The 12,206-nt window shown below is 40.9% G+C and carries 10 protein-coding genes and 2 pseudogenes; 8 read left to right on the top strand and 4 right to left on the bottom strand.

Annotation, left to right across the window (positions count from 1 at the left end; all coding sequences use genetic code 11):
• Window positions 1–78 precede the first annotated feature (78 nt).
• A complete protein-coding gene (locus ABR397_RS15545; RefSeq protein WP_350306544.1) occupies window positions 79–513 on the bottom strand; it encodes a hypothetical protein in 435 nt (144 codons plus the stop codon).
• A 266-nt stretch (window positions 514–779) separates the two neighbouring features.
• Window positions 780–1,985: an MFS transporter gene (locus ABR397_RS15540; protein WP_350306543.1), complete on the bottom strand. Its 1,206-nt coding sequence runs from the start codon at window positions 1,983–1,985 to the stop codon at window positions 780–782.
• Between the two features lie 116 nt (window positions 1,986–2,101).
• Between ABR397_RS15540 and ABR397_RS15535 the strand changes: the two are divergent.
• From ABR397_RS15535 to ABR397_RS15515, 6 genes and pseudogenes are all read left to right on the top strand, one after another.
• A pseudogene (locus tag ABR397_RS15535) lies at window positions 2,102–2,287 on the top strand (fucose-binding lectin II); the annotation flags it as partial.
• Between the two features lie 93 nt (window positions 2,288–2,380).
• Window positions 2,381–3,400, top strand: coding sequence for a fucose-binding lectin II (locus ABR397_RS15530; RefSeq protein WP_350306542.1), 1,020 nt, complete (start codon window positions 2,381–2,383; stop codon window positions 3,398–3,400).
• 648 nt (window positions 3,401–4,048) lie between these two features.
• Window positions 4,049–4,636 carry a hypothetical protein gene (locus tag ABR397_RS15525; RefSeq protein WP_350306541.1) on the top strand — a complete coding sequence of 196 codons (588 nt, stop codon included), beginning with the start codon at window positions 4,049–4,051 and terminating at the stop codon, window positions 4,634–4,636.
• A gap of 586 nt (window positions 4,637–5,222) precedes the next feature.
• Complete coding sequence (locus tag ABR397_RS15520) at window positions 5,223–5,393, top strand: hypothetical protein (RefSeq protein WP_350306540.1); 171 nt, start codon at window positions 5,223–5,225, stop codon at window positions 5,391–5,393.
• Window positions 5,394–5,473: 80 nt separating this feature from the next.
• Window positions 5,474–5,650: pseudogene (locus tag ABR397_RS25060) on the top strand (insecticidal toxin complex protein); the annotation flags it as partial.
• A 61-nt stretch (window positions 5,651–5,711) separates the two neighbouring features.
• Window positions 5,712–8,576: an RHS repeat protein gene (locus ABR397_RS15515; RefSeq protein ID WP_350306563.1), complete on the top strand. Its 2,865-nt coding sequence runs from the start codon at window positions 5,712–5,714 to the stop codon at window positions 8,574–8,576.
• A 149-nt stretch (window positions 8,577–8,725) separates the two neighbouring features.
• Here ABR397_RS15515 and ABR397_RS15510 read toward each other — a convergent pair whose 3' ends face one another.
• A complete protein-coding gene (locus ABR397_RS15510) occupies window positions 8,726–10,330 on the bottom strand; it encodes a toxin (RefSeq protein ID WP_350306539.1) in 1,605 nt (534 codons plus the stop codon).
• A gap of 782 nt (window positions 10,331–11,112) precedes the next feature.
• Between ABR397_RS15510 and ABR397_RS15505 the strand changes: the two genes are divergently transcribed.
• Window positions 11,113–11,322, top strand: a complete 210-nt coding sequence (locus ABR397_RS15505) for a hypothetical protein (RefSeq protein WP_350306538.1) — start codon at window positions 11,113–11,115, stop codon at window positions 11,320–11,322.
• Window positions 11,319–11,435, top strand: coding sequence for a DUF3761 domain-containing protein (locus tag ABR397_RS15500; RefSeq protein WP_081704206.1), 117 nt, complete (start codon window positions 11,319–11,321; stop codon window positions 11,433–11,435). Before ABR397_RS15505 ends, ABR397_RS15500 begins: the two co-directional genes overlap by 4 nt.
• A 73-nt stretch (window positions 11,436–11,508) precedes the next feature.
• On the opposite strand, the gene ABR397_RS15495 is transcribed toward ABR397_RS15500, so the two are convergent.
• On the bottom strand, window positions 11,509–12,177 hold the full coding sequence (locus tag ABR397_RS15495) for an epoxyqueuosine reductase QueH (protein ID WP_036844679.1): 669 nt from the start codon (window positions 12,175–12,177) through the stop codon (window positions 11,509–11,511).
• Window positions 12,178–12,206 lie beyond the last annotated feature (29 nt).

The following is a 12,206-nucleotide window of genomic DNA, read 5'->3' as shown; positions in this document are numbered from 1 at the left end:
GGAGAAATATTTCCGTTCCAATGAATGTATATGGATACAACACGTTATCCGATATATTTAATATCTTATAATGCGATGCTATGTCATTTTCAGGTCAATATTATTATCATTAAATTCTAGAGTCAGTATTTTATTACCTCCACCTCGGTTATTGCCAGGGACCTCTAATGCATCATCATAACTGAATGCTCTATTTGAAGAATATTTAACAGCATTTTCATTCGGTGGATTCCAATAATCCTGAAATATCCAAATATCAATTTCAGATTTACATTCTCTTCCAGTATAGATATGAATTGCCTTATTGGTTTCATACTTATCACCTATCCAGGGAGCCCATAAATCACCACGCCATTCAGACATTTTATCCACAGTAAATTTTTTTCTGGCAATATACCCATGCTCAATTATAAATACACAAGGCGTTTTATTATAAATGGATTTAATATTTGTCACTCCCGCAATGATATTAACCGCTGGTCTATTCTTAGTGTCAATTAATTTCTCTTCCATTTTATTCACCTATGTCAATTAATAAGTTTAATAATAATCATGATAGGATTTCTAATAACGTCATCCTTTCGCACACTCTCACCCAGCATTGGCCCAAATTATTCTATAATAATAATTCCCTCCAGTGACATTATACTTTCAACAAAATTCCGTTTTTATTAATCACGCCAATGATCTTATATCCATGATTAGCCTTAAACTTAAATATAGCTCAAAACTGCTATTTTACCATTAAGGCTAGATCACATATTTATCGTTGTTTTCCTTTAACTGTTACTGTAAGAATTATTCATTAGACTCTTAGCATCTCTTTTCAACACTTGAGCTAATTTTCTTACATATATCGGTAATATTAGAGCACAAACCATAGACAATATGAAAATAGGCTGTACGCTTTCAGCAGTAATTGCTTTACCACTTAAAAAGATGGAAGAGAAGAAAAACACGACACCGGCGCCCAGATTGGATAACGCCATCTGAAGGGCGCCAAAACCTGCACGATTTTCAGGCGTCGAAGCATAAGAAGCCAGTACGTTGGCCGCCATAACCTGCACATAAGTCGCAAACATAAAAAGGGCAAAGAATACATATCCATTCATTTTCCCCATTAATCCCAGAAGAATATTAATAATAAATAAAGCCGCCGCCGCAATGGTAATTTTCTGCGGAGGATATTTATCACACAACTTTCCAGTTAAATAAGTCCCCAACCAGGAAGCCAGACCACCAATAAAAAATACCAGTGAAACCTGCTCTTCCGGAACATAAAACACATTTGTTAATAGCGGAACAAGTATCGGAATCAACATGAAAGGACTAAAGTTACTGACACCGCTTGCTAACCCAGCCAATGCTATTTTTTTGGTCAGTACAATTTTATTCTGGCTATTTTTTACCTTCTCTGTTCCTGGAATAAAGCAGAGGATCAAAGGCAAACTGACGATGCATAAAATAACGATCAATAAGAAAGGAATTTTCCAGGTGAAACTCGTCGCCAAATATAAACACAGCGGCATACCTAAAATACTCACGAATGAAAAAGATGAAAATGCAATCCCCAGAACCCTTCCCCGCATATTTTCCGGGGAGTTATTCAGTAGGATCCCAATCCCGACCCCCAATGTAACGCCACCAAACAGACCGGCAATCATACGCAGCAGAATAAGTTGATATGGCTCGGTGGAAAAAATTGTCAGGAAAGTAATCAAACCGAGAAGTAACGTGTTTACAATGAGAACCTTTCTTTTATTAAAGCGATCGAGAAAGAAAAAGGACGCCAGGCCAGAAAAGACTGAGGCGAGAACATAAGTACCGGCAATCACTCCCGCCATAGTCACAGGCATGTGAAAATCATCGCACATATACACAAAAAGCGGAGTCACCATCATGTACTCCAACGCATTAATAAACTGAACTAATGCAACAACCATCGCAATAATAACTATCTGATTACCTTCAATTAACTTTGACATTATAAATTCCAATTGACGTAAATTTCATCTATGTAATGAGCAATTTACCTCACGCACAGATTAAAAAAAAGCGCTGTGTATCATCATAGTGAACTCCCGGCAAAGAAACGACTACCCAATCCTATACATCAGGTACAGGAAAAATCTGTATTGAAATTGAAGGAGATAGCAAACCATGCAAACTCCGTTATGCCTATAACCCACTCGACGAAAAACCGGGAACCACCATTATCGGCGCCAGCAATGGAACCAATAACAATTACGACGATAGTGTGGTAGTGTTGAATTGGTCATTATCATAAGACAAAAATGTATTGCTGTTATATCTGAAAGCAGAAAAGTTAACAAATCACTAAAATAATGTTTAACTCAACTATTATTAAGGATACACACTAATGAATACCAGTACCTACTTCTTTCTTAATACAGAAAACATTAAATATTATGATGATCCTCAAATAAACAAAGGAGACACTCCTCAGCCTATCAGTAATGACTGGCCCAACCTGCCCATCGAGTTCCAAAAAGATATTGACGATGTGATTAACTTAAATGGCTCATTATATTTCTTCAAAGGATCGCAATATCTTAAATTCGACATTGCAAAAGCACAGATAATCGATGGACCAAAACCCATTGTAGATGGATGGCCTGGATTGAAAAGCACTGGATTTGAAAACGGTATAGATGCCGCCACAGAATTGTCAACAAATACCGTTTGTTTTTTTAAAGGTAAAGATTGCATTGATTATACAGTGAGTTCACATACAACCAATAAGAAAACCATCTCAGATCAATGGGGAACAACAGGGAAATATTCAGAATTCAGTGAAAATCTGGATGCGGTTATTTTATGGAAGAGTATTGCCGGCTCTATGATTTATCTTTTCAAAGGCAATTCTTATATCCGATATAACACGCAATCGAATGCTATTGATGGTAAACCTACCGCCATTCAAACTTATTGGCATGGAGTTATTTTCAACAAGATTCAAGCTGCGGTATCGTTTGATACCGATCTATTAGGCAGTAACAGCAGTGGAATCTGTGGCGGAATATGCGGCGCCAACAACACCGGTAAATACTGCATCCAGTTACCTCACAATATCAAGTTTGGCCTGTCTGCCTACGTTAATACCGATATCCATCAGCAAACGATAAAAGTGTATATTGACGACCAGCTGGCAGATACATTAACCGGTAAAGGCGTGAATAGTGTATTGGGCTTCAAAACCTATTCGTCAGGCACAGGCAAAGTCTGCATCGAAATTGCAGGAGATGGCAAACCATGCAAGTTGCGTTATGCCAATAATCCCCTTGATGCAAAACCAGGAACAACCATTATCGGTGCTGAAAATGGTACCGCCAATAAATATAACGATAGCGTCGTGGTGTTGATCTGGCCGCAGGCTTGAATCACCAAAAATAAAAATATATACCCAATAGATTTCAAGTTGCAGCGCGGCGGCAAGTGAACGCATCCCTAGGAGCATAGATAACGATGTGACTGGGGTAAGTGAACGCAGCCAACAAAGCAGCAACTTGAAAGATGAAGGGTATATCGTCCTGGCAAATCCAGCAATGCCAGTAGAGATGAAATTTATCCATCAATTGAAGCGGCATTATGTCGCTTTTTGTTGCTCTCCACGATAGATATATCAGCCAAAAGAGACTGCCTTTACGGCTATAGTGTACTGTGATAAACAGAAAAAATAATATTTCAACTTTTAGGTAACGTAATAACCGGAAAATAACCTGCAACCCACCAAATAGTTTCTCATTCGATAAAAATTAACTTTTTTATCTTTTCTTTCTCTATCTCCCATTGCTATGAATATTCAGTGATGCAGGAATTCGACCCTATTTCAGGCCCGCAAGGGATCACAAAAAAGGTGAGATAACCCGCTTGTTACGATAACCAAATCCTGAAATGACGCCAAGAATATATGCAAGAAATAGCAGTATCGAATGGAAAGTAATTTCAGGGAGGTATCAATTGTTCAGAGAAAAATAACATACTTGCCGAGGAAACGATGGAGAATGTACTTAAATATGGAGATACCGTGACAATATTAAACTGCTATAAGAACTGGAGCGGTGGATATCTCAGTGTATTTGGCAACGGTAATAGACCCGGAACCAAATATGCCGTTGTAACAGTAGATGCATCTTTAGCTATTTATGGCGGGGCATGGCGAATTGAGTCAGCAACAGAAAAACCGACCGGGAGTGAGATAATGAATAATGATATTATCTTACTTCACAACCTGTATTACTGTGATGGCGGTTACTTACGCTACTATGATGTGGTGGATCAATATGAGCAATCAACAGAGATACACCAAGTCTACACCTCAGATATCCGCAAAAAAGCAAGCTTGGAATGGGTTATTTATTGCGAAACTACGCTGCCAAATGGAAATATCAGAGAAAGCGATAATCTTTCTCTTTATAATCGATGGGGAAACAAAGGCTTCCTTGATACCCATAATCATGCCGGAGACACAGGTTCGTTATATCAAGTATTTATGTCCAATAATGCTACCCGTAAAAGCCATACCGGTTTGTGGAAAATGACAAAGGTGAATGATCCTTGCCCTCCCCCTGATGTATTAACCAATATCATGCCATTGTGGCGCAAGATGCGGTAACAACAAGCATTGTTGTAACTCAAGTTAAGCTGGCAAAAGCGAATAAAACCGGCTTTTGGACGTTTTAGCCAGCAAATAGACAAAGAGGATATTTATTCATTAATCGTCTGAAAATTATCAATAAATTAGCTGGCAGAAGATCAAAAACGCCCCGATAAATACAAGCCTGATTATTTTCAGGCTCAAACCGTTACGTGGTTTCTCCACTGCCATCATTAGATTAATTTTTTATTCCTGGATTAATAAAAAATGAGCTTAACATAATAAGCTCCCACACTATAAAGTCATCCCTCTATCAATTAGAAACACTTACCAAACAGTGAAGTAAATCTAATACCTAAGATGAATCATGGATTAGTCCATTATCATAAATTAACTTTTATAACACCTTTTGACATAAGCGTACTGGATAGAATTTCTCGTGCAGGTCATTTTATCCATCCATGTGCCACATTAAATGAATTAGCAATAAATAAGTAAAAATAAAAAGGAATACTTATGAATTGTCACACAAAGAAAGCTAGTTTGATCTTCGCAACTAACCTTCCAAGATGTCCTAATTCTAAGCCGTGTCATGGTGACTGTTATGCAAAATAAAACATCATTTTTATCAGGTACACCCGAACAACATCTTGTTAATGCCGGCTACCAAAACGTATTTGATATTGCATCAATCAACCGCGCCGCTTTCATTCAGTCTGTTCCTACTCTGCCCGCCAAACAGGAATCCGTCATTGTCTATCGCAGGTCCCGGTAAGGGGCCTGTCATAAGGAGTATTTTATGCAGGATTCATCAGAAGTATCGGTTACAACGCTGTCACTCCCTAGAGGCGGCGGCGCTATGTCAGTGACGACGGCGCACGCGATGACCTATTTGCCGATACTCACCTTTATGATCCATTGGGACGTGAATACAAAGTCATCACCGCGAAGAAATACCTGCGGGAAAAACAGTACACCCCGTGGTTTGTCATCAGTGAGGATGAAAACGACACCGCGTCAAGAAACCCATAATTTTACCCATTGCCCCGCAGTACATGGCGGGGCAGTATCTATCAACATGAGGAATAGTAATATGACATCCTTTTTTAATCCGGCAATCTTTGTCGGTACTCCCACTGTCAGCATTCGGGACAACCGTGGCCTGACTATCCGTGAAATCAGTTTTCACCGCACCACCGCAGGGGGTGATACCGATCTCCGTATCACCCGTCATCAGTACGATGCTTATGGATATCGGACCCAAAGTATTGATCCGCGCCTGTATGACGCCATGCAAACTGATAGTTCAGTGAAGCCCAATTTTACCTGGCAGTACAATCTGACCGGCAATATCCTGAGTACAGAGAGTGTTGATGCCGGCCACACCGTCACCCTCAATGATATTGAAGGCCGTCCGGTACTGACAAAAACCGCAACCAAAGTTATACAAACCCGGCAATATGAAGCCGCTTCTTTGCCGGGCCGCCTGTTGTCGGTCGCTGAACAAGTCTCTGGAGAAGCAACGGCACGCGTGACTGAACGCCTTATCTGGTCCCGGAATACACAGGAGGCAAAAGACCACAACCTTGTCGGCCAGTGTGTAAATCACTATGACACTGCGGGGCTAACCCAGTTAGAAAGCCGGTCACTAACCGGGACCGTCTTATCACAATCCCGTCAATTGCTGTCCGATAATCATCAGGCAGACTGGAAAGATGATAACCAAGCTACCAACCAGAGCCGCCTGGACAGCGAGGCCTACACCACACAAAGCGCCTTTGACGCTACTGGCGCGTTACTGATGCAGACAGATACGAAAGGCAATATACAGCGTCTGACCTACAATATTGCCGGGCAATTGAACAGCAGTAAGCTGACAGTAAAAGGCCAGAGTGAACAGATTATCGTTAAATCCCTGAGTTATTCAGCCGCTGGGCAGAAACTGCAAGAAATACATGGTAACGGTGTGGTGACTGAATATACTTATGAACCGGAAACACAACGTCTGATTAGCATCACCACCCTCCGCACCTTAGACAATAAAATGTTACAAGATTTACGCTATGAATATGATCCAGTGGGTAATGTCATTAATATTCGTAATAGTGCAGAAGCCACCCGCTTCTGGCGCAATCAGAAAGTGGTACCGAAGAATACCTATCGTTACGATTCTCTATACCAGTTAATCGAAGCAACTGGCCGGGAAATGGCGAATATCAGCCAGTGCGATAACTTACTACCCTCTCCTGTTCTGCCTTCTGAGAGCAATACTTACACCAAATATATCCGTACCTATACTTATGACCGTGGCGGCAATCTGACGCAAATCCAACACAGTTCACCCGCCATCCAAGGCAGCTATACCACAAAGATAACGGTTTCAAACCGCAGTAACCGCGCAGTGTGGAGCACATTGACCGATAATCCAATGCTTGTGGATGATTTGTTTGACGCCGGCGGCCACCAGAATACATTAGTACAGGGGCACTACCTGAGCTGGGACACTCGCGGTCAGTTGCAACAAGCGATACAAGCAACTCAGGAAAACAACATCAATAGTGGTAGAGAGTGGTATCGCTATGACAGCGATGGAATACGATTACTGAAAGTGAGTGAACAGCAAGCCCAGTCCCCCGCCTACCAACAGCGAGTCATTTATCTACCAGGATTGGAACTGCGAACAGCCCAAGACAGCGCTATCATCAAACAGGACTTACAAGTCATTACCGTGGGTGAAGCCGGTCGCGCGCAAGTACGGATACTGCACTGGGAAACCAAACCACCAGCAGATATCAAAAACAATCAAGTACGTTACAGCTACGATGATCTTACCGGCTCCAGCCAGCTTGAGCTGGATCACAAGGGGACAATTATCAGCCACGAAGAGTACTATCCATTCGGTGGTACGGCTGTGTGGGCAGCGAGAAACCAAACTGAAGCCCGTTACAAATTTATTCGCTACTCAGGCAAAGAACGGGATGCTACAGGGCTGTATTACTATGGTTATCGATATTATCAGCCGTGGGTAGGGCGATGGTTAAGTGCGGACCCTGCCGGAACAGCGGATGGGGTGAACCTTTACAGGATGGTTCGGAATAATCCGGTGACATTACATGATCCGGATGGATTAACACCGGCACAGTGGCATACCCGGGAAGCATTTAAGCAATTACCTTTTAGCGAGCATAGTTTGGGTACACGCGATGAACTTGCGCCAAAAATATCAGGCACGAATAGTTTATGGCATGAAGCTTATCGTGGGCCGACCAAGGAACGGGAAACATCGAGTCTCTTTAACGAATTGCCTTTCACAGAACCTAAGGTGGCAGCGGCTGAAGAAATTAACCTGCATGGTATAACAACTGAAAACGTCACTGTTTATCGTGTGGAAGTGGCGCAACAATCAGAGAAGTTTCTTTATACCGGGATTACCGGTACCGGAGGAGTGAAAATAGCGATTCCTAACAGGAATAACGAACATGGCGGCAAAGAAGACTACCTGAATAAAACCATGCCGGGCGAGGCGCAGAAGAGAGGTGGATGGTATCAATTCTCTAAAAATTATATTGCTGCCAATAAGGGTAAATCCAGCGGCAATCTTGCGTTCTATAATTTCGGCAACCCACGTCGGGCATTACAGTTTTACGAACAAAAAACTGAAAACCCCAAAGAAAAACTGCCGTTTGTTATAAAATCATTCGAGATACCTTCCGCGGTATTTAAAGCGATCGCAGAAGATGCCATTTTAGAAAAGGACTACAAAAAGTTCCCGACTGCGCCAATGAATGTCGATGTTGCAGCATTTAACCAACTTGGTCTACAGCCTCACCATGTTGATTTACTCGTTGGCTCTATCGTTCCTAAGAGTGGAAGAGTCTATTCGGAAAATGAGCATTGGAAGTTAATGGATAAACCATCTCAGGTCACCAGCCGACCACTGCTGCGTGGCAGACGATAACGAAATAGCCAGCTCATCCCAAAAAATTTGAGCTGGCATCGTTGCAAATATGAATTTTCAGCATTTCCGGTACGTTTTGCTGCCCTTATATAATCATGCAGGTCGCCTTCAAAGCAGGCCTGCATACGTTAAGAATTAAAAATGAAACATCAACCTTGATTTTTTCTCTTGGTAAAAGCCGGGACAGGCTCAGGTGTCGGGACAGAGCTATCACAATTATAATGCTCTCCTGTTAGTCCTATTTTTTTACAGGCAATAGACAAAACATCATTAGGTGTTGCCCACTCATCTCTCCAATTATTGCCGTCATAACGTTCCTTTTTAAACAGATCCCACATAATAAGGCCCGTTTTACCGTATTTGATCGTACCCTCTAATATGCTGTTGAGCTTGGCCTTAGTGAGCGGTAAATTACCGGTTGCAGGTTTACCCACTTCAAACCCCACTGTAATAGGCGGCAAAACCAATAATTTTTGCGGTTGAACGGATGCCTGAGCGTAATTACGCGCGCCTTTCAGTTTGACATGGAAAGCCACAACTTCATTACCTGACTTAAGCCAGTTAATATATTGACCATAATAATACTTAACTTGCCCGGGCAGATCACAAGGAATATAAGTTTCACCTCCTCCGATAAATCCGCAATCTTTTTCACTCAAATCATAGGTCATCACACCAATATAGCTGAGTCGGTTGATAATTTTGGGATAACTCAGCGCGGTATTATAAATCAAACCATAGAGATTTCCCCCCCACCAGGCACCACCATAAATATCACTGTTCCTCGCGTTGGTTCCCCAGTTAGCAGACATATTCGGGATACCGCCAGTTGCAGGACCGGCAGTACTTAACTGAAGCGATGGTTTAACTGCATTAATTGAGGTGTAAAAAGACGTTAAAATAGCAGCGAATTTATCCACGGTTGCAGGCATCGCGCGGGGAATTCTTTCTGCGCCAGGGACAATATTCATTGACGCATCATAAACATAACCACCTAGCCCCTTTGCTATTAACGTTGATGTCATAAGAGTTTCACTGTTATTAGAGGGAACCTTGATTGAGTCAGGCGTTAATTTCCAGCTTTTTGCATTAATATCAGCATGCCAGAACTCTTCATAATCCACATCAATCCCTGCTACATCTAAATCGGCAGCTAAATTAACAATGTTTCTATATGCGCCATCTGCTGCCTTACCCGTAATACTACTATCAAAACGAGGAATCTTAGTCATTGGATTGGGAAAAATATCATAGACCGCACCCGGTTCATTACCACAAGCGTCTTTTTTGTTGGCGGTTATATCATAAATTTTCGGATAACAGCTAAAGTTCCATCCGCCTACAGCAATATAAGTACTCACTCCATGAGATTTTAAATCAGCAATAATACCTTTTAATGTCAAAAAATCAGACCTGGCATTTTCAGCTTCTCTTGTGCTAATGATTTGGCTAGAGGTACAGGTATAGCCAAATAGCCCTGAACATTTCAGGCTGTTTTTCTCATAGTTAACAAAACCAGGCTGGATAAAAGACAATACCAGCGTATTAAAATTACTCTTATTTTTAGCAATATCTCTACTTAATTTTTTAAAATTATCCAGGCTGGCATAATATTCTTGAGTATCAACCTGTGCAGCAGGTCCACTCAGATAATATGCAGATATTTTAGGATTGGCGGCAATAACATTTCCTGACATGAAAGATAATAATATCGCACTTGCTAATACACATCGGTTTAATTTGTATTTAGACATACATCTATCTCCACTTGGTTAACATTATTCTTCCGACTATAGCCAATGATTTTTATGACGCCTCATTGCCTTTTCATCATGAATTGTATAAGTTTTTCCCTAATAGAGCGTTAATATATTCAGTATGTTATTATCGACTGTGATGTAGTTGCTGAACGGCTAAATTCGCATTAATTATTTCAATGCATCAATTTCATAATAGTATAGTTCTCACCGTTGTCCACAAAGAAAATAGAATTAGTTGTAATAATATTTCATCCTATCCAAATAAAAAACATTATTACAGGGAAACTCCACTAAATTATATATAACTCCCATAGTGTGCACGTAATAAGAGTCTGGCATTTTTCTTTGTAAGTATGGCAATGAATTATTCCTTCATAGACATGACTATTTTCTATAATTCACTAGCACAAGATACTAGGAGACAAGCCAATAGATTGGCCAATGACCAACAAACCATGCCACATTAGCTATGCCAATAAATGTCCGGCCATTAACCACATCACCTGAAACAATCGCTCATTAATTAACCACAAAAGGCCATTGCTATTAAATAAACGCTCTCTGCTGTCAGGCAAATCAGGCCAAAAAATTTCAACGATTCTTCAACAAATTATAAAAAACTATAAAAAGGTATTATCTTAAATTTGCTGAATTAACGATCACAAACGTATACTCACTGTGTATTAAAACAAATCTGGAATATCAAGTAGCTTGTTAGGCGCTAAAAATGTATCCCAGCAAATGAAACAACAAAGTTAAAACACAGGAAAATTATCATGAAACGTTTAGGCTTATCTATAACTGCATTATCACTGTTATTCTCTGGCGCAGTATTAGCCGCACCAACCACATCTGCAACCCAATCTTCGGATACCAAGGTTACATCTTCCCATATGGAGAAAACTAAATCAGGCAAAGCCACTGCTAAAGAAAGCAAACAACATCAGCATCATAAAGCGACAAAAGAAGCAAAGAAAACCCACTGAGTTCTCCCATCTTATCTGAGGCAACCGCGCGCTGTAGAGATGGTTCTTTCAGTTACAGCCAACATCGTAGAGGAACTTGTTCCCATCATGGCGGTGTCGATAAATGGTTATAACACGGGTTTGATAATGTAATAGTCGTAAATTCGGGGGGGACAAAGCCCCCCTCAACATATAAAAGTAAATGGCTTAACAAGCACCTTCTGTATCGTCGTCACCATAATATTTCACACCAATTCTGATAATATCCCGTCCCTGAGACTTACGATGTTTATTACTGTCACGCAATGAATAGATACAACCGCAATATTCCTGTTGATAAAATCTCTCCCGTTTACTGATTTCAATCATCCGGGCGGAGCCACCTTGCTTACGCCAGTTGTAATCCCAATATTTAACCCCCGGATACTGACTTGCAGCTCGTTTTCCACAATCATTTATCTGCTGCATATTTTTCCAACGGGAAATACCTAAAGAACTTGAGATCATGCTGAAATTGTTTTCATAAGCATACAAAGCAGTGCGCTCAAAACGCATATCAAAACACATCGTGCAGCGAACACCTCTTTCCGGTTCCCATTCCATGCCTTTAGCGCGTTCAAACCAGTTATCGCTGTCATAATCCGCATCCACAAATGGCACATTGTGTTGTTCTGCAAAGCGGATATTCTCTTCTTTGCGGATCAAATATTCCCGTTTTGGATGAATATTAGGGTTATAGAAAAAGACGGTGTAATCAATGCCAGAGGCATGCAACGCTTCCATCACTTCACCGGAGCAAGGAGCACAACAAGAGTGCAATAATAATCGCTCCGCACTATCCGGTAACGTTAAAACAGGACGAACAAAGTTTTCCATTAGGCAGGCTCCATAATAAGTATAAGGAT

Origin of the sequence: Photorhabdus viridis (assembly GCF_040256935.1) — a bacterium.
Lineage (GTDB): Bacteria > Pseudomonadota > Gammaproteobacteria > Enterobacterales > Enterobacteriaceae > Photorhabdus > Photorhabdus viridis.
Note: the sequence above shows the minus strand (reverse complement) of the source record. Positions and strands in the feature narration are given on the sequence as shown.

Bases quoted from the DNA above. Each gene is read 5' to 3' on its own strand.
- ABR397_RS15540 (WP_350306543.1), bottom strand. From the start codon at position 1,985: ATGTCAAAGTTAATTGAAGGTAATCAGATAGTTATTATTGCGATGGTT.
- ABR397_RS15530 (WP_350306542.1), top strand. From the start codon at position 2,381: ATGAATACCAGTACCTACTTCTTTCTTAATACAGAAAACATTAAATAT.
- ABR397_RS15520 (WP_350306540.1), top strand. From the start codon at position 5,223: ATGCAAAATAAAACATCATTTTTATCAGGTACACCCGAACAACATCTT.
- ABR397_RS15505 (WP_350306538.1), top strand. From the start codon at position 11,113: ATGAAACGTTTAGGCTTATCTATAACTGCATTATCACTGTTATTCTCT.
- ABR397_RS15515 (WP_350306563.1), top strand. From the start codon at position 5,712: ATGACATCCTTTTTTAATCCGGCAATCTTTGTCGGTACTCCCACTGTC.
- ABR397_RS15545 (WP_350306544.1), bottom strand. From the start codon at position 513: ATGGAAGAGAAATTAATTGACACTAAGAATAGACCAGCGGTTAATATC.
- ABR397_RS15510 (WP_350306539.1), bottom strand. From the start codon at position 10,330: ATGTCTAAATACAAATTAAACCGATGTGTATTAGCAAGTGCGATATTA.
- ABR397_RS15495 (WP_036844679.1), bottom strand. From the start codon at position 12,177: ATGGAAAACTTTGTTCGTCCTGTTTTAACGTTACCGGATAGTGCGGAG.